Genomic DNA, 17,866 nt, shown 5'->3' with positions numbered 1-17,866 from the left:
GAGTGAGCATATCTGCTCGCGAAAACGAAAGAGGTTATACCGTGTCCCGTACTATTATGCTGATCCCTACCGGAACCAGCGTCGGCCTTACCAGCGTAAGCCTTGGCGTTATCCGTGCTATGGAACAAAAAGGCGTTCGCCTGAGCGTGTTCAAACCTATCGCCCAGCCGCGTACCGGTGGCGATACGCCGGACCAGACCACCAGCATCATCCGTGCTAACTCCACCATCCCGGCCGCTGAGCCGCTGCACATGAGCCACGTTGAGTCTCTGCTGTCCAGCAACCAGCAGGACGTGCTGATGGAAGAGATCATCGCCAACTACCACAACAGCAGCAAAGATGCTGAAGTTGTACTGGTTGAAGGCCTGGTCCCAACCCGCAAACACCAGTTTGCGCAGGCGCTGAACTATGAAATCGCCAAAACTCTGAACGCAGAAATCGTCTTCGTGATGTCTCTGGGCAATGATTCTCCGGAGCAGCTGAAAGAGCGTATCGAACTGACCCGCAGCAGCTTCGGCGGCAGCAAGAACACCAACATCACCGGCGTCATCATCAACAAGCTGAACGCCCCGGTTGATGAGCAAGGCCGCACCCGTCCCGACCTGTCTGAAATTTTCGACGACTCCAGCAAAGCAAGCATCGCTAACATCGATCCTAAGCTGCTGTTTGCCGACAGCCCACTGCCGGTTCTGGGCTGCGTGCCGTGGAGCTTCGAGCTGATTGCCACCCGCGCAATCGACATGGCTCGCCACCTGAACGCAACCATCGTTAACCAAGGCGACATCAACACCCGCCGCGTGAAGTCCGTTACCTTCTGTGCGCGCAGCATTCCGCACATGCTGGAACACTTCCGCCCTGGCTCTCTGCTGGTTACCTCCGCAGATCGCCCGGACGTGCTGGTTGCTGCCTGCCTGGCCGCCATGAATGGCGTGGAAATCGGCGCTATCCTGCTGACCGGTGGTTACGAAATGGACCCACGCATCAGCAAGCTGTGCGAACGTGCTTTTGCTACCGGCCTGCCGCTGTTCATGGTTGAAACCAACACCTGGCAGACCTCTCTGAGCCTGCAGAGCTTCAACCTGGAAGTCCCAACCGACGACCATCAGCGTATCGAAAAAGTGCAGGAATATGTGGCCAGCCACATCGATGCTAACTGGATAGAATCCCTGACCGCGACCTCCGAGCGCAGCCGTCGTCTGTCTCCTCCAGCTTTCCGTTACCAGCTGACCGAACTGGCTCGCAAAGCCGGTAAACGCGTCGTGCTGCCGGAAGGCGACGAACCGCGTACCGTTAAAGCGGCAGCCATCTGTGCTGAGCGCGGTATCGCTACCTGTGTTCTGTTGGGTAACCCGGATGAAATCACCCGTGTTGCTGCGGCGCAGGGCGTTGAGCTGGGTGCAGGCATCGAAATCGTTGATCCAGAAGTGGTTCGCGAAAGCTACGTTGCCCGCCTGGTTGAGCTGCGTAAGAGCAAAGGCATGACCGAAGCCGTTGCCCGCGAGCAGCTGGAAGACAACGTTGTGCTGGGCACCCTGATGCTCGAGCAGGACGAAGTTGACGGCCTGGTTTCCGGCGCGGTTCACACCACCGCCAACACCATCCGTCCACCGCTGCAGCTGATCAAAACCGCACCGGGCAGTTCTCTGGTCTCTTCCGTGTTCTTCATGCTGCTGCCTGAACAGGTTTACGTTTACGGCGACTGCGCGATCAACCCGGATCCAACCGCAGAACAGCTGGCAGAAATCGCGATTCAGTCAGCTGACTCCGCAGCCGCCTTCGGTATCGACCCACGCGTCGCAATGCTCTCCTACTCCACCGGTAACTCCGGCGCGGGTAGCGACGTTGAGAAAGTGCGTGAAGCCACCCGTATCGCTCAGGAAAAACGCCCTGATCTGGTCATCGACGGTCCACTGCAGTACGACGCTGCGGTTATGGCTGACGTGGCTAAGTCTAAGGCACCAAACTCTCCTGTTGCGGGCCGTGCGACCGTGTTCATCTTCCCTGACCTGAACACCGGGAACACCACCTACAAAGCGGTACAGCGTTCTGCAGACCTGATCTCCATCGGGCCAATGCTGCAGGGTATGCGCAAGCCGGTTAACGATCTGTCCCGTGGCGCGCTGGTGGACGATATCGTCTACACCATCGCGCTGACCGCGATTCAGTCCGCTCAGCAAGCGTAAGATCACTGAGACGCAAAAAAGGCAGCCATCTGGCTGCCTTTTCTTTTTCTGTCACCTTTAACCGCTACAGCAGCTCTTTCGCCGCCTGCACGATATCTGCCGCCGTCAGGCCATACTCCTGCTGCAGGAAGTCCTGAGTCCCGACCTGGCCGTAACGCTCCTTCACGCCCACTCTGCGCATCGGCACCGGGCAGGTTTCCACCAGCACTTCCGCCACCGCTGAGCCCAGCCCGTTGTGAATACTGTGGTTTTCACAGGTCACAATTCGGCCGGTTTTTTCGGCGTAGTTCTTCACCAGCATGCGGTCGATAGGCTTGAGGGTAAACATGTCGATGACCGCCGCGCTAACCCCTTCCTGCTCCAGCTGCTGAGCCGCTTTCAGCGCTTCCGCAACCATAATTCCGTTGGCGATTAGCGTGATATCCGTTCCCTCACGCAGCACATTACCTTTGCCGATGGTGAAGGTTGAACCTGCCTCATAAACCGTCGCCGCCTGCTTGCGAATAGTCCGCACCCAGTAGAAGCCTTCCAGCTCGATTAACTGACGCAGAATGTCTTTAAACATCACCGCATCAGTCACTTCCAGCACAACAGAATGCGCCAGCCCGCGAACAATGCCCATATCTTCAAACGACATATGGGTTCCACCGTTATGGCAGGCCGTCACCCCGGCGTCGGAAGCAATCACCTTGACGTTATTCCGCTGGTAATCCAGCGACATAAACAGCTGGTCAAAGCAGCGGCGGCTGGCGAAGGCGGTAAAGGTGTGGACGAACGGTTTGCGGCCGGTCAGCGACAGCCCGGCCGCCACGCCAATCACGTTGGCTTCCATGATGCCGCAGTTAATCACATGCTGCGGGTTATCTCGCTGCACGCCATCCATCGCCATCGAACTCATCAGGTCAGCTTCCAGCGCAATGATCCCGCTGCCTTCGCCAATCTGCTGCTGAACAAACCCGGCGTAGACTTTACGCATCTCAACGGCGTCCTGGCCGCCGCTCTGACTTACCTTAATCATGTGCCGCCTCCAGTTGCGCGATGGCCTGCTCCAGCGCCTGTTTTGACTGCTCCGTCAGGCGGAGATGGTGGGAGTTCCCCAGTTGCTCAAGGTACGGCACCCCCTGCCCTTTAATGCTGTCGAGGATCACCAGCAAAGGGCGCTGTTCGCCGCTGCGAACGGGTTTCACCGCCGCCAGCAAACCGGGAATGTCATCGCCTTTCACCTGCACCACGTCAAACCCGAAGGCGCTAAACTTCTCTGCCAGATCGAAAGCACAGATGATTTCGTCCAGCTCGCCGTCCAGCTGCTGTTTGTTCCAGTCCACAAACACCGTCAGATTGTTAAGACGGTGATGAGCAATAAACTGGAAAGCCTCCCAGCACTGCCCCTCGTTCAACTCGCCGTCGCCGACAATGCTGAAGACCCGGTTGCGACGCTGCGCCAGTTTGTGGGACAGCGCCATGCCGGCAGCAATCGAAATCCCTTGCCCTAACGAACCTGTGGTCGCATCCACACCGCGCGTTTTCAGGCGATCGGGGTGGCTGGGCAGGCTGGTACCGTTCTGGTTTAGCGTGGCCAACTGCTCCGCAGGAAAATACCCTTTCAGCGCCAGCGTGCTGTACAGCGCCGGGCCAGCATGCCCCTTCGACAGCACAAAGTAGTCGCGTTCAGCCCAGTCAGGGTCGCCCGGATCGATATTCATCACGTCGCCGTACAGCACCGCCAGCGTCTCGACCACCGACATGCTGCCGCCGTAATGGCCAAACCCCAGTTGGGTGAGCGCTTTCAGCGTCTCTACCCGGATGTCGCGCGCAAACCGCGTGACGTCAGCCAGTTCATTCATTATTTAGCCCCCGTCTTGTCTTCAGTATGTACGGCAGGAGTGCCTTTTCCTTTGCCCAGATAGTTGAACCCGACCAGTACCGCAAACACGGCGACCACTACTGCGGTAATCGCCGCAGGTGACAGGAAGCGTGCAAGGTTGCCGAGGATAATCCCCACCACGCCAAAATCGGCGTCGGAGAAGGTTGTGTTGGCGAAGCCCAGCGCGCCCAGAACAGGCAGCAGCAAGACCGGCAGGAAGGTGATCAGCAGCCCGTTGGCAAAAGCCCCCACCATCGCGCCGCGACGGCCGCCAGTAGCGTTACCAAACACGCCCGCTGTCGCCCCGGTAAAGAAGTGAGGCACCACGCCCGGCAAAATCAGCACCAGCTTCATCTGCCCTAAAAGGAACAAGCCCACCAGACCGCCGAGGAAGCTGAACAGGAAGCCCACCAGCACGGCATTCGGCGCATAAGGGTAAACCACCGGGCAGTCCAGCGCCGGACGTGCATTAGGTACCAGCTTCTCAGAGAAACCGGTAAACGCCGGGACGATTTCCGCCAGAATCAAGCGCACGCCCTGCAGGATGATGAACACCCCGGCCGCAAAGGTAATCGCCTGAATAATGGAGTAAACCAGGAAGTTCTGGCCGCCGCTGAGTTTCTCTTCTACATAAGCCTGGCCTGCACAAATCGCGAGGATCATGTAGATGACAATCATGGTCAGGGAGATGGAGATTGAACTGTCACGCAGGAAGCTGAGGTTCTTCGGCAGGTTCATCTCTTCCGTTGAGCGCGAACCTTTCCCGCACTTGCTGCCGATCCAGCCGGACAGGACGTAACCCAGCGTACCGAAGTGGCCAAAGCCGATATCATCGGTGCCGGTGATGCGGCGCATATAGCGCTGTGCAATGGCCGGGAAGAACGCCATTATCAGCCCGAGGATCAGCGACCCGGTGAACACCAGCGCCACGCCTTCAAAGCCCGCCACGGTCAGGATGACGCTTATCATGCACGCCATGTAGAATGTGTGGTGCCCGGTCAGGAAGATGTACTTCAGGCGGGTAAAGCGAGCCACAATGATGTTCGCCACCATCCCGAAGGCCATGATCAGCGCCGTGGATGCCCCGTATTTCTCCAGTGCGATAGAAACAATCGCTTCATTATTCGGAATAATACCCTGGATATTAAAGGCGTGCTCAAACATACCGCCCAGTGGATTCAAAGACCCCACTAATACGGTGGCACCGCCGCCCAAAACAATAAAACCTAATACGGTTTTAATTGAGCCTTTCACCACATCAGAAAATGACTTCTTTTGCGCTACCAGACCAATTAAGGCTATCAGCCCGACGAGAATGGCCGGGACCTTCAGAATATCAACAATAAAATTCAGCGTGCCAAGGATAAACATATCCGCCTCCGCTTATTATTATGATTAACGACCGGCGAAATAAGCGCTCAGCTTATTTTCCAGCTCATTGATATCGATGATGTTGTTGATCACCACCAGTTGGCTATCCGGCAGGCGCGCGCTGGCGGCAATATCTTTCGCCATCACAAACACATCCGCCGCGTCCGGCGTGGCGGAAGATAAATCCGAGTGTTCAACCTCTGCCTCAATATTGAGTTTTTTAAGCACCTTTTTAATATTCATTTCAACCATAAAACTACTGCCGAGGCCGGAACCGCAGATTGCCATTATCTTCATTTTGTGTACCTTATATTTTTAGTAGAGTAAGAGCGCATCGCATTTTTCAATGCAACGTAAAAACCTATGGTGTTAAATTAAAAAATTAGAATCGATTAATGATTTTTTGTATTTCCTCCAGGTTATTGGCCTGATGCAGTAACGCCATGTCCTCGTCGCTGGAAAATAGCTCAGCGAGCGCAGAAATCATTTCAATATGGCTATGGCTGTCCGGGGCCGCCAGCATAATAATGACGTCCACCGGGTCGTTTCCCTCAGAATGAAAGCTCACGCCCCGCTTCAGCTTCAGCAGCGACAGGCCAAGCCCGGTCGCGCCCTCTTCCGGACGCGCATGCGGCATCGCCAGGCCCGGTGCCAGCACATAGTACGGCCCAAGCTTTTGGTGCTGCTGCATAATGGCCGTCAGGTAATGGGGGGCAATAATCCCCGCGTCCAGCAGCGGCCGGGCGCTAATCTCCAGCGCCTGCTGCCAGTTTGCGACCTCGTCCTGAAGCTGAATAGTCTGCGGATGCAGCCATTGGTTGAGCACGATAACCTCTCGAAATCGACATTGATGATGGGCAAACTTTATTCAACGGCCCTGGGTTTAACTGTGATTGATATCACAAAGATAGCGCTACCAATAACTATCACTCGATTTTGTGATAGCGCTATCAAATTGCAATCATTGTGTTAAATCGCATTTAGGCGCACGATTTCAGGCGTATACTTGAACGATATTTCCCCTTCTTTTTCAGGGGCCAACGTCAGCCTGGCGTTTTTCAGGTCGAGAATCAGGAATCACAATGTCCATAACCCGAAAGCGGCGAAGTACCGGTAAGGTGACGCTTGCAGATGTGGCTCAGCTCGCCGGAGTCGGTACTATGACCGTTTCGCGAGCGCTAAGAACCCCGGAGCAGGTTTCCGACAAATTACGCGAAAAAATCGAAGCGGCGGTTTCCGAGCTGGGTTATATGCCCAACCTTGCGGCAAGCGCGCTGGCCTCCGCCTCCTCGTACACCATTGCAATGGTGGTCCCAAGCCTGGCAGAATCCGGCTGCAGTGAAATGTTTGCCGGCCTGCAGCAGGTGCTGCAGCCTGCAGGGTATCAGATAGTCCTGGCAGAATCCCAGCACCGGCTGGAGCAGGAAGAGAAGCTGCTGGAAACCCTACTGGCGTCCAATATCGCCGCGGCGATCCTACTGAGCGTGGAACACAGCGACACGGTGCGAGGCTGGCTGAAACACGCCAGCATTCCTGTGCTCGAAATCGGTGCCACCCGCGCCGATCCGCTGGACATGAACATCGGCATTGATAACGTCGCCGCCATGTTTGAACTGACGGAAATGCTCATCCACCGAGGCTATCAGAATATCGGGCTACTGTGCGCGAACCAGGAACAGTGGATTTTCCAGCAGCACCTTCAAGGCTGGTACAAAGCGATGCTGCGCCACCATATGTCGCCCAACAGGGTGATCAACGCTGCCGCGCCGCCGAATTTCTCCACCGGGGCCGCACAGCTACCCGAGTTTTTGCTGGCCTGGCCGGAGCTGGATGCGCTGGTTTGCGTGTCGGATGAGCTGGCCTGCGGCGCGCTGTACGAATGCCAGCGCAGGCGCATCAAAGTGCCTGACGACTTAGCCATCGTCGGGTTTGGCGACAGCGACGTGAGCCGCGTGTGCCAGCCAGCGCTGACCACCATTGCGGTACCGCATCGTAAGATTGGGATTGAAGCCGGGCGAGCGCTGTTGGCAAGAATTAACGAAGAAGAATGGGACAGAAGCCCGACTATCGCGTCATCGCTGTGTATGCGGGAGAGCTGCTGATTTTCCCTCACCCAGGTCCCCTTCTTGCTGGAAAAGGATCGGGGTGAGGGCCAACAATTACTCGCTTTCTTCGCTTTGTGACTCGTTTTTGGCGTTGCGGGTCATCCACAGCGCCAGCGCCTTCAGCGAATCAGGGGTAAATTCGTCACAGCGCGCGGTGATCTCTTCCGGGGACATCCAGCTCACTTCGCTGACTTCTTCTTCCTGCAGCGCGAAAGGCCCGTGGGACACGCAGCTAAAAAGCCCGCCCCAAACGCGGCAGCTATCGTCTTCGAAGTAGAACTGCCCGTGTTCCGCGAACGGCACGCCGGCAATACCCAGCTCTTCTTCCGCCTCGCGGCGAGCTGACTCGAGCATTTGTTCATCCGCCTGTACTACGCCGCCTGCGGTAGCATCCAGCATGCCCGGCATGAAGTCTTTAATTTCGGTGCGACGCTGCACCAGAATTTTGCCCATGCCATCGTGAACAACAATATAGGTCGCGCGATGACGCAGCCGCTGCGCACGCATTTGCTCGCGGCTTGCCTGCGCGATGACCTCATTGTCCTCATTAACAATATCTACCCATTCCGTGCCGACAAAATGACTCTGTTCCACCATCAGGGAAACCTTATTCAGGGGCGCTCTTACGGCGCGTTATTGGATTAACCTGTCAACGTTACGGGGTAATACGCACCTGTGCAATAACCCCATCACTCTCCAGCGTGCGAACGGTCAGAACACCATCATCCAGCATCCCGTAACTGGCCTCAAAACCGCCCTTCGGTATGCTGACAGAGCCTGGATTAAACAAATAGATCTGTTCGTGCTTTTCTGCAACCGGAAGATGCGTATGGCCGAAAATCAGAACATCGCCAGCGGACAGCGGCGGCAAATGCCCAGGATGATAAAGATGCCCGTGGGTCAGAAAAAGCCGCTGCTCCGCCAGCAAAACCTGCTGCCAGGGCGCGGTAATCGGAAACTGGAGCAGCATCTCGTCCACTTCGCTGTCGCAGTTTCCGCGCACCGCGATAATCTTATCGGCAACGCTATTCAGGCACTGCGCCACCGCCGAAGGATTATAGCCTTCGGGCAACGCGTTCCGAGGACCGTGATTCAGTAAGTCGCCCAGAATAACCAGCCATTTCGCGCCGCTGTGTGCAAAACGTTCCAGGACTTTTTTCGTAGCGGGTAGCGAACCGTGAAGGTCCGAAGCAAACATCAGTTTCATTTATCCCTGGCTCCAGTAATGACAATCCGCTAATGATAACGAATTCCCCGCCCGCTATCAGCCTGCGTTTTTGGCCGACTGTGCCAGCCAAAGCTGCACCGACGCGCGCTGCCACTGAAAGCTCGCATACTCTTTCAGCCGCTCAGGCACTTCATCCCCATTCAGGATCAGACGGTTGAGCATCAGCGCCAGGTCGGTGTCGGCGATAGACCATTCACCAAACAAATTCTGCTGCCCTTGCGGGAGCAAATGCTCTGCGGTAGCGATTAACTTCTCTGCAGCCTGTTGGCCCGCCGGGCTTAGCGCCGGTTTTTTCTCACCGGCAAAGACCACGGCCGTGGAGCGCTCTTCCCGAATGGGCATTAAGTCGCTGCGCAGCCACGCCTGCACCTGCCGCGCCCGGGCGCGTTTTTCAATGTCATGAGGATAAATGCGTTCCCACGTCGGCGGCGCAAAACGCTCTTCCAGATATTCATCAATGGCGGAGGATTCGCTGAGCACAAAATCGCCAACCGCCAGCACCGGCACGCGGCGAGTCAGATCAAACCCCTTCCAGCCAGGCTTTAAATTCTGGCCACTGGCGAGGTCGATGGTTTGCAGCGCAAAGGCGAGTCCTTTCTCTTTCAGCGCAACAAAAACGGAAAGCACATAGGGGCTGAAACACTGGCTATCGGTCCACAACGTAATGGCAGGCTGGCTCATCATATCCTCACTTATTCGCGCGACAGGTTATTGAACATAGAGCGAAAAAAGCGTTTTGTCATCCGCTTAAAACGCACCATTGCGGTGCAGAAATAGCAATAACTTCTATACTCGAAACATTTGCCAAAATGGACTAACCCCTGGAGTGACCATGATCGAACTTTATTATGCGCCTACCCCAAACGGCCATAAAATTACCCTGTTTCTGGAAGAGGCCGGCCTGGAGTACAAAATCCACCGGGTCGATATCGGCAAAGGCGAACAGTTTCGCCCGGATTTTTTGGCTATCTCGCCGAATAACAAAATTCCTGCCATCGTGGATAACAAACCGGCCGACGGCGGCGAGCCTTTAAGTCTCTTTGAGTCCGGCGAAATTTTGCTTTATCTGGCGGATAAAACCGGGTTACTCCTCAGCAAAGAACTGCGCGCCCGCCATGCCACGCTGCAGTGGCTTTTCTGGCAGGTCGGCGGCTTCGGCCCGATGCTGGGCCAGAATCACCATTTCAACCACTTTGCTCCGCAGCCCGTCCCTTATGCTATCGAGCGCTACCAGGTTGAAACCCAGCGTCTTTACGGCGTACTCAATAAACAGCTGGAGAAAGCCCCGTGGCTTGGCGGCCACGATTACAGCATTGCGGACATCGCGACTTATCCCTGGGTGGTGTCCCATGAGCGCCAGCGCGTTGACCTCGCCAATTTCCCGGCGGTAAGGAACTGGTTTGAGCGGATCCGCACCCGGCCTGCCACCGTGAAGGCTTATCAGCGGGCAGAGAAGGGATAATCCCCGGTTCAGGTTTTTTCCCGCGCTGGTGTATCCTGTGGCGGGAAAAGACTAATAAGGAACCTGCAATGTCATCCATGCAACCAGACGCCATTATTCGCATTAAAAACCTGCGCCTGCGGACTTTTATTGGTATCAAAGAAGAAGAGATCGCCAACCGGCAGGATGTCGTGATTAACGTCGCTCTCCACTACCCAGCGGGCAAAGCCAGGGAGAGTGAAGACATCAACGACGCGCTGAACTACCGCACCGTGACCAAAGACATCATCCAGCTGGTTGAGAATAACCGCTTCTCCCTGCTGGAAAAATTAACTCAGGATGTGCTGAACATCGCATGCGCCCACCCGTGGGTGACATATGCTGAAGTAGAGATCGATAAACTTCACGCGCTCCGCTACGCCGACTCGGTATCCATGACCCTGAGCTGGCGGCGATAAGCGCGTCCAGGTGGGAGGAAAGTATGGAGATCCTGATTACCGGCGGCAGCGGGCTGATTGGCCGCCACCTGACAGCTCGCCTGCTCGAGCTGGGCCATACTGTTTCGGTCGTCACGCGTGCGCCGGAAAAGGCCCGCAAGCGGCTGAATAATCGCGTCGTACTGCTCAAAGGGCTCGACGGCTTACAGAATCTCGACGCCTTTGACGCGGTCATCAACCTGGCCGGGGAGCCGATCGCCGATAAGCGCTGGAGCGAGGAGCAAAAGCAGCGCCTGTGCCAGAGCCGCTGGCAAATCACCGAGCGGCTGGTCGAGCTGTTTAAAGCCAGCCAGCAGCCGCCCAAAGTCTTCATTTCCGGGTCAGCCACCGGCTATTACGGCGACCTTGGCGAAGTGGTCGTTACCGAAGACGAACCTCCCCACAACGAATTTACCCACAAGCTTTGCGCCCGCTGGGAGCAAATCGCCTGTGGTGCGCAAAGTGAAAAGACGCGAGTTTGCCTGTTACGTACCGGCGTTGTTTTAGCCCCCAAAGGCGGAATTCTGGCCAAAATGCTGCCGCTGTTCCGGCTGGGGCTCGGCGGCCCCATCGGCAATGGCAGGCAGTATCTGGCGTGGATCCACGTCGACGATATGGTAAACGGCATTCTCTGGCTGCTGGATAACGACCTGCGCGGGCCGTTTAATCTGGTTTCCCCTTACCCGGTTCGTAACGAACAGTTTTCCCATGCTCTCGGCCATGCCCTCAAGCGCCCGGCGATACTTCGCGCCCCGGCCACGGCCATTCGTCTTCTGATGGGGGAATCTTCGGTGTTAGTGCTCGGCGGGCAGCGGGCGCTGCCTAAACGCCTTGAGGAATCCGGCTTTGGCTTCCGCTGGTTTGATTTAGATGAAGCTCTGGCGGATGTGATTCGCTAACGGCAAAAAGCCGGGTTTATCCCCGGCTTTTTCATTTTACTGCTCTACAGGGCTCATTTTCCCCGCGTCAGCTTTATCCTTCACCCTTTTCGGCTGCGGAACTTTGATGATAAACGTCAGCACGCCCGCGAACAGATACAGCCCGGTGTACGCCCAAACTACGCCCACAATGTCGAAAAACGGCAGGATCAGTGATGCAATAGCCGGTGCCACAAAGTTGCTCATCCCCGCCGACAGATTATAGATGGAAATGGCCGCCCCGCGATGATGCGGCTCCAGGGTTGGAAACACCGCCGTCATCGGCACAAACGCCGCGACAAAAGTGCCGAGCATGACCGCCGGGATCAGCGCCACCCAGAAGTTATGCCCCACCCACACCGGCAGGTAATAAAACGTCAGGCTGGAGATCGCCATACCTAAACAGCCGAACCAGCGAACCTGGCGGATCCAGCCGATGTACTCCCCCATGATTCCCCAAAAGATATTGGTGAAAATGGTGACGAAGAAGAACACCGCCCAGATTTGCAGCCATTCTGAAATCGTAAAACCGAGACGGTCAACAAACAACAGCGGCATCACTATCGCAAAGCCAAACAGCGACAGCGTGTTAATAATGCGGATAAGACAGGCGTAAAACACGTCACGGTTGCTGAACAGAATGGTCACGGCCCGCGACATCTCCGTCATTTTCTCTTTCAGCGGCAAATTAACCCGCGAACGGTCAACCGGTACATTACGCAGGCTGAAGAAGGCGATAAGCCCCCCGCCCGTGACCCAGGCAATGGCCATCCACAGCGTCCCCGTTTCGCCAAATGCCGGGATAGTCAGGCTGGGCAGATAGCTCCCTACCACGCCGATGCCGATAGAGTACATCGCCCAGAACCAGCCCGTTGCCGCCGCCAGCCTCTCACGCGGTACCACCTGCACCAACATCAGCATGAAGGAGTAGATAAACAGCGGATAAGCCAGGCCGCGAATGCCGTAAAACAGAAGCATCAGCGGGTAGTTACGCATCCCGAGGCCAAGCGTCATAAACAATGCATGCATCACGACCCAGGTCACAAAACCAATCAGCATTGCTTTTTGCGGGGTGATAAGCTCAGCGACTACGCCGGAAGCCCAGGCCGCCAGACCTGCCGCAAGGCCATACAGAGTAAACACCATCGCTGATTCCGCGGGCGTAAAGCCCATGTCGGTAATGTGTTTAGACAAAAACGCCATCTCGAAACCATCGCCGCTCATAAAAATAGCGATGGCGACAAATCCCCACAGCAGATGTTTAGGTAAACCAAACCAGTAGTGTTTAGATTGCATCACACTCTTCCTCGTTCACGGGTACAGGGGTTTCCGGCGGCAGAGAGGCCGCCGGAAGGGCCGTCAGGGCAGCAGCTTACAAGCGGCTTTTTGTTGTTGGTAAAGCAGATGGAACACGGACAACCGCTGCTGCAGCACACTTTGCAGTTTTTTACGCGGCGTGAAGCGCTGTTGAACAGGAGGCTTGCGGCAAACAACTTCTTCTACGCCGCCGTCGGCCAACCAGCCAAGGCGAGCAGCACCGAGCGCTCCGGAGGAACTCGCCGGATGGGTCACAATCGGCACATCCAGCACGTCGGCAATCAGCTGCGCCCAGATAGCGCTACGCGCCCCTCCGCCGGTCAGGCTGCATTGGGTAATCTGGCTGCGGGACGTCTCCAGCACCGCCATGCCGTCCGCCATGCCAAAAGTCACGCCCTCAATCACCGAATACCCCAGTAAGGCACGGCTGGTTTCATGGTTGAGTGCGAAGAAACTCCCCATGGCGTGAGCATCGTTATGCGGCGTGCGCTCCCCAGACAGATAAGGCAGGAAAACTGGCGCATGCTTTTTCTGCTCGTCGCTCAGATCTGCCATTTCCTCCATAAGCTGGCTTTCGGTGACCGACAGCAGATTGCACACCCAGCGCAGGCAGCTGGCGGCGCTGAGCATTACGCTCATCTGGTGCCAGCGCTGAGGTAGAGCGTGGCAAAAAGCATGCACGCCGGATTCAGGGCGGGTTTGCAGCTCGTCGTTTACCACGAAGATAACGCCAGACGTGCCGAGCGAAATAAACGCATCGCCGCTGTTCACCGCGCCAACGCCCACTGCCGAGGTAGCATTATCGCCACCGCCACCGGCGATGTTGACGCCGGAGCTAAGCCCCCACTCGGTCGCCAGGGCGGAACGTAAAACGGCGCTGACTTCGCTGCCCTCTACCAGGCGCGGCATCTGGCTGCGGGTTAGTCCGGTCGCCGCCAGCAGTTTGTCTGACCAGTCACGTTTTGCCACGTCCAGCCACAGCGTTCCGGCGGCGTCCGACGGGTCAGAAACGAACGCGCCGCTCAGCCGCCAGCGCAGGTAGTCTTTCGGCAACAGCACCTTATCCACGCGGGAAAAGATTTCCGGCTCGTGCTCCGCCACCCAGCGTAGCTTCGGGGCGGTAAAACCGGGCATCACCAGGTTGCCGCTGATGGTCAGAAATTCAGGGTGTTCTGCCGTGAGCCGAGCGCATTGTTCGGCGCTGCGCGTGTCGTTCCACAGAATGCAGGGACGCAGCACTTTTCCCTGGTCGTCCAGCAGCACCGCGCCGTGCATCTGCCCGGACAAGCCAATAGCGCGAATTTTCGCCCAGGCATCAGGTATTTGCTGGCGCAGCGTAGAGACCACCTGCTGCGTCGCCTGCCACCAGGCCTCAGGATCCTGCTCCGCCCAGTGCGGATGCGGGCGCTGAACGGTTAATGCCGCGTGAGCAGAGCCTAAAATTTCACCCTGCCCGTCAATCAGCAAAGCCTTTAGTTCAGAGGTGCCGATATCGATACCAAGATACATAGCGCCTCCTTAAGCTGCTGCCAAAGGCGATTGAGGAGACTTGATCCACGCCTCAAGGCGAGTGACCGTCCGCGCCATCAGCTCATGGAAAGCGGAGGAATGCGCGAGTTCAGCAAACAAAGTTTCGTCGCTGACAAAGGCTTTGAGCGGCTCAGGAGCGGCGAACAAGGCCCGAATCGCGTCGTCCTGCATGACGCCATCCTGGTACTCATAAGGCAGTTGACCTTGCACCCAGCGCTGCAGGAAGAGGAAGAACAGTGCGGGCAGAACCGCCGTGGCCGCAGGCTCCTCACCTCGCTGATAGCACTCCATCAGCGTCGGGGTAATAAAGCCAGGGATCTTGGACAGGCCGTCGGCCGCTACGCGCTGGTTGGTGTCTTTGATATAGGGATTACTAAAGCGGGCCAGCACCACATCCCGATACTCAGCCAGATCCAACGGGCTTGGCGACAGTGAAGGAATAACATCCTCCGTGACGTAGTCCCATGCCATCTGCCTAATCGGCTGCTGCACGGTACTTTCATCAATGTAGTTCAGCCCGGTCAGCGTCCCCGCCCAGGCTATGCAGCTGTGGCTGGCGTTCAGAATGCGAATTTTTGCCTCTTCATACGGCAGCACTGATTTCACCATTTCGACGCCAACGTTCTCAAGCGGCGGGCGACCGTTGATAAAGTCGTCCTCGATAACCCACTGAATAAAAGACTCCCCCATCACCGGCACCTTATCGTCGAACCCCGTCGCCGCTTTCACCCGTGGAGCAATGTCTGCCGTAGGGCGAGGGGTAATACGGTCAACCATGGTGTTAGGCGACACGGTGTGGGTGCTCACCCAGTCAAACAGCGCGTGGTCGCCCTTCGCCTTCAGGAACGACAGAAAGCCGTGGCGGAAGCGTTCGCCGTTGTGGCGCAGGTTATCGCAGTTGAGCAGCGTTACCGGCTCACCGCCGTTGCTCATACGCCGATGCAAAATGCGGCTGAGCGCGCCGTAAAGCGTGGTCATACCCCCGGCAAGATCGGCTTTGACATCCGGCTGATGAACGTCCAGCTCGTGCTGCGGCGTGAGATAATACCCGGCTTCGGTGACGGTGAAGGCGATCACGCGGGTCGACGCTCTGGCCCCCTCTTCAACCAGGGCTGTAATCTCTTTATCCCACGGCAGCACTTTTCGGATAGAGGCAATCTTTTCGTAGGCTCGGACACCTTCCGGCGTAACGGTTTCCAGCACGTATTCGCCGTGCTGCGCCGCCAGTTGACTCAGCAGCTCGCCGGCATCATCGCGGATGTTGCCCAGCGAAATACTCCAGCCGTCATCGCCCTGCTCGCGCAGCTGGTTGAGATACCACGCCTGATGGGCACGGTGGAAAGAACCTGCGCCAATATGCATCCATACCGATTTCGTCGTCATGATTCACCTCAGAATTAAGCATTTGTCATTTTCATGGGCATTTGCCCGATTGTTATAGTCTAGTTGCGGCAGGTGCCGTCTTTCTGAGATCAAACTCACACAGACAACATTTGCCCATCAAAATGACTTTTGCCCAATTACCAACGAAACGCGCGCGGAGTAGAATGTGTTTCAAAGAGTCATAAGGTGTCGCCATGAGCAGAGAAGAGAAAAAACAAGAGCAAGCCGCACGCGTTGCCTGGATGTATTACGTGGCAGGTATGACGCAGCAGGATATTGCCCGCGAACTGGGCATTTCCCGTCAGGTCGCTCAGCGGCTGGTTTCTTCCGCACGCGAGCAGGGTATGGTAACGGTGAAAATTGCCCATCCGGTCGCCCGCTGCCTGAAGCTGGCGCAGCAAGTCCAGGCGCGTTTCGGCCTGGAAATCTGCCGCGTGGTGCCTTCGGAAGGGCTGGATGACGAAGCTATCCAGCAGATGCTGGCGGTGGAAGGTGCCGAAGTGATGTCACAGTTTATCGCCGACGAGCAGCCGCAGGTTTTCGGCATCGGCTCCGGGAAAACGCTGCGCTCAATCATCGACGTGCTGCCGTGGATCGAACGCCCGCAGCACCACTGCGTCTCAATGATTGGGGCGATTGCGCGCGATGACTCGGGTACGCGCTATGACATGCCGCTAAAAATGGCGGAAAAAATGCAGGGCAAATATTATTTCATCCCCGCCCCTCTGTACGCCGACAGCGAAGAAGACAGAGACATGTGGTGCCGGCATAAAGTGTACCAGCGAGTAACAGACCGGGCGCTGGCGGCCAATGTCGCGTTCCTCGGTGTTGGCGAGGTGGACATCGGCTGCCCGCTGAACGCCGAGGGTTTTATTACCGACGAGCAGGTCAACATGCTGCACCGCCAGGGCGTTGCCGGTGAAATGCTGGGGCATTTCTTTGACCACGGTGGCCAGCGCGTTTACAGCGAGCTGGATGCTCTGCTGACCAGCGTGCCGCTGCAAAGCGATAACCCACGTAAGATCATCGCTTTTTCCGGTGGAGCGCGAAAATTTGCCGCCATCAAAGCAGCATTGACCGGTCGCTGGATGTCAGGCCTGGTAACGGATGAGAGTACGGCGGTAAGGTTGTTGGCTGAGAGGTGAGGCGTTATTCACCCTGACCCCGGCCCTCTCCCAGAGGGAGAGGGGGAAAACAATGAATGCCCACTCCGATTCGGAAGGGAGAAAACCATCAGTCCCCTCTCCCTTTGGGAGAGGGTTAGGGTGAGGGATTACTTCAACGAACCAGAAAGGAACTGCTGCAGGCGAGCGCTCTTAGGGCTGCCAAACAGCTCGGCTGGCGGGCCTTCTTCTTCAATGCGCCCTTGATGCAGGAAGATAACGTGGCTGGAAACATGCCGGGCAAAGTCCATCTCGTGGGTGACCACGACCATGGTTTTCCCCTCCTCCGCCAGCTTCTGCATAATGCGCAGGACTTCGCCCACCAGCTCCGGGTCAAGCGCCGAAGTAGGCTCGTCAAACAGCAGCACTTCCGGCTCCATCGCCAGCGCACGGGCAATGGAAACGCGCTGCTGCTGGCCACCGGACAGATGCACCGGGTATTTAACGTACTGACGCTCGTCGATGCCGACTTTGGCCAGGTACTTAATCGCCCGTTCTTTTGATTCCTGCTTGCTCAGCCCAAGCACCTGAATAGGCGCTTCCATCACGTTTTCCAGCACCGTCATGTGGCTCCACAGGTTGAAGTGCTGGAACACCATCGTCAGGCGAGTGCGCAGCAGGCGCAGCTGGTTTTTGTCGGCGACTTTGAGCTGACCGTCTTTATCCCGCACCAGATTGATGTTCTGGTTGCTGACCACAATCGTGCCTTCACTTGGTTTTTCAAGGAAATTAATGCAGCGCAAAAAGGTACTTTTGCCCGAGCCAGACGAACCGATGATGCTGATCACGTCCCCGGCGTTAGCCTTCAGAGACACTCCTTTGAGCACTTCATGTTCGCCGTAGCGTTTGTGCAGATCCGTTACGTTTAATTTAATTTCAGCCATCAGA

General features: G+C 56.6%; 18 protein-coding genes. 6 read left to right on the top strand and 12 right to left on the bottom strand.

All coding sequences use genetic code 11. The annotated features are described in order from the left end of the window. Positions 1-41 precede the first annotated feature (41 nt). Positions 42-2,183: a phosphate acetyltransferase gene (pta, locus tag WFK85_RS03990; protein WP_166872182.1), complete on the top strand. Its 2,142-nt coding sequence runs from the start codon at positions 42-44 to the stop codon at positions 2,181-2,183. Positions 2,184-2,247: 64 nt separating this feature from the next. Here the strand turns inward: pta and WFK85_RS03985 are convergent, their stop codons facing one another. From WFK85_RS03985 to WFK85_RS03965, 5 genes are all read right to left on the bottom strand, one after another. After that, positions 2,248-3,201: a transketolase family protein gene (locus tag WFK85_RS03985; RefSeq protein ID WP_008459755.1), complete on the bottom strand. Its 954-nt coding sequence runs from the start codon at positions 3,199-3,201 to the stop codon at positions 2,248-2,250. Continuing rightward, positions 3,194-4,027 (bottom strand): transketolase, encoded by an 834-nt coding sequence (locus WFK85_RS03980; protein ID WP_336706914.1) that lies wholly within the window; start codon positions 4,025-4,027, stop codon positions 3,194-3,196. Before WFK85_RS03980 ends, WFK85_RS03985 begins: the two co-directional genes overlap by 8 nt. Next, the gene (locus WFK85_RS03975) at positions 4,027-5,418 is read right to left on the bottom strand and encodes a PTS ascorbate transporter subunit IIC (protein WP_008459752.1); all 1,392 of its coding nucleotides are present in this window, start codon (positions 5,416-5,418) and stop codon (positions 4,027-4,029) included. The genes WFK85_RS03980 and WFK85_RS03975 overlap by 1 nt, the downstream gene beginning before the upstream one ends. Positions 5,419-5,442: 24 nt before the next feature. After that, positions 5,443-5,715 carry a PTS sugar transporter subunit IIB gene (locus WFK85_RS03970; protein ID WP_008459751.1) on the bottom strand — a complete coding sequence of 91 codons (273 nt, stop codon included), beginning with the start codon at positions 5,713-5,715 and terminating at the stop codon, positions 5,443-5,445. A gap of 85 nt (positions 5,716-5,800) precedes the next feature. After that, entirely contained in the window at positions 5,801-6,244 is a 444-nt protein-coding gene (locus tag WFK85_RS03965) for a PTS sugar transporter subunit IIA (protein WP_008459750.1), read from the bottom strand. A gap of 256 nt (positions 6,245-6,500) precedes the next feature. Between WFK85_RS03965 and WFK85_RS03960 the strand changes: the two genes are divergently transcribed. Next, entirely contained in the window at positions 6,501-7,520 is a 1,020-nt protein-coding gene (locus tag WFK85_RS03960; protein ID WP_008459749.1) for a LacI family DNA-binding transcriptional regulator, read from the top strand. Positions 7,521-7,577: 57 nt separating this feature from the next. Here the strand turns inward: WFK85_RS03960 and yfcD are convergent, their stop codons facing one another. The 3 genes from yfcD to yfcF are packed head-to-tail and all read right to left on the bottom strand — an operon-like array spanning position 7,578 to position 9,432. Then, positions 7,578-8,120, bottom strand: a complete 543-nt coding sequence (gene yfcD, locus WFK85_RS03955) for an NUDIX hydrolase YfcD (protein WP_039305105.1) — start codon at positions 8,118-8,120, stop codon at positions 7,578-7,580. A gap of 58 nt (positions 8,121-8,178) precedes the next feature. After that, entirely contained in the window at positions 8,179-8,730 is a 552-nt protein-coding gene (yfcE, locus tag WFK85_RS03950) for a phosphodiesterase (RefSeq protein WP_336706911.1), read from the bottom strand. A gap of 57 nt (positions 8,731-8,787) precedes the next feature. Further along, positions 8,788-9,432, bottom strand: a complete 645-nt coding sequence (gene yfcF, locus WFK85_RS03945; RefSeq protein ID WP_166992878.1) for a glutathione transferase — start codon at positions 9,430-9,432, stop codon at positions 8,788-8,790. Positions 9,433-9,583: 151 nt separating this feature from the next. Here yfcF and yfcG point away from each other — a divergent pair, with 151 nt between their 5' ends. The 3 genes from yfcG (at position 9,584) to WFK85_RS03930 (ending at position 11,567) form a co-directional block, all read left to right on the top strand. Then, positions 9,584-10,213, top strand: a complete 630-nt coding sequence (gene yfcG / locus WFK85_RS03940) for a GSH-dependent disulfide bond oxidoreductase (RefSeq protein ID WP_336706909.1) — start codon at positions 9,584-9,586, stop codon at positions 10,211-10,213. 77 nt (positions 10,214-10,290) lie between these two features. Further along, the gene (gene folX, locus WFK85_RS03935) at positions 10,291-10,650 is read left to right on the top strand and encodes a dihydroneopterin triphosphate 2'-epimerase (protein WP_192810979.1); all 360 of its coding nucleotides are present in this window, start codon (positions 10,291-10,293) and stop codon (positions 10,648-10,650) included. A 23-nt stretch (positions 10,651-10,673) separates the two neighbouring features. After that, on the top strand, positions 10,674-11,567 hold the full coding sequence (locus WFK85_RS03930; protein WP_336706907.1) for a TIGR01777 family oxidoreductase: 894 nt from the start codon (positions 10,674-10,676) through the stop codon (positions 11,565-11,567). Positions 11,568-11,603: 36 nt separating this feature from the next. Here WFK85_RS03930 and WFK85_RS03925 read toward each other — a convergent pair whose 3' ends face one another. From WFK85_RS03925 to dalD, 3 genes are all read right to left on the bottom strand, one after another. Beyond that, entirely contained in the window at positions 11,604-12,881 is a 1,278-nt protein-coding gene (locus WFK85_RS03925) for an MFS transporter (RefSeq protein WP_336706905.1), read from the bottom strand. A 63-nt stretch (positions 12,882-12,944) separates the two neighbouring features. After that, a complete protein-coding gene (xylB, locus tag WFK85_RS03920) occupies positions 12,945-14,411 on the bottom strand; it encodes a xylulokinase (protein WP_336706904.1) in 1,467 nt (488 codons plus the stop codon). A gap of 9 nt (positions 14,412-14,420) precedes the next feature. Then, complete coding sequence (dalD, locus tag WFK85_RS03915; RefSeq protein WP_166990892.1) at positions 14,421-15,815, bottom strand: D-arabinitol 4-dehydrogenase; 1,395 nt, start codon at positions 15,813-15,815, stop codon at positions 14,421-14,423. Positions 15,816-16,009: 194 nt separating this feature from the next. On the opposite strand from dalD, the gene WFK85_RS03910 reads away from it, so the two are divergent. Continuing rightward, positions 16,010-16,960 (top strand): sugar-binding domain-containing protein, encoded by a 951-nt coding sequence (locus tag WFK85_RS03910; protein WP_166990889.1) that lies wholly within the window; start codon positions 16,010-16,012, stop codon positions 16,958-16,960. Between the two features lie 128 nt (positions 16,961-17,088). Here the strand turns inward: WFK85_RS03910 and hisP are convergent, their stop codons facing one another. Next, positions 17,089-17,862 (bottom strand): histidine ABC transporter ATP-binding protein HisP, encoded by a 774-nt coding sequence (gene hisP / locus WFK85_RS03905; RefSeq protein WP_008459737.1) that lies wholly within the window; start codon positions 17,860-17,862, stop codon positions 17,089-17,091. Positions 17,863-17,866: the final 4 nt, after the last annotated feature.

The organism is Cedecea sp. VD22, from assembly GCF_037150195.1.
Taxonomy (GTDB): Bacteria; Pseudomonadota; Gammaproteobacteria; order Enterobacterales; family Enterobacteriaceae; genus Cedecea.
The sequence above is the reverse complement of the archived record's forward strand: the minus strand, read 5'-3'. Positions and strand labels throughout refer to the sequence as shown.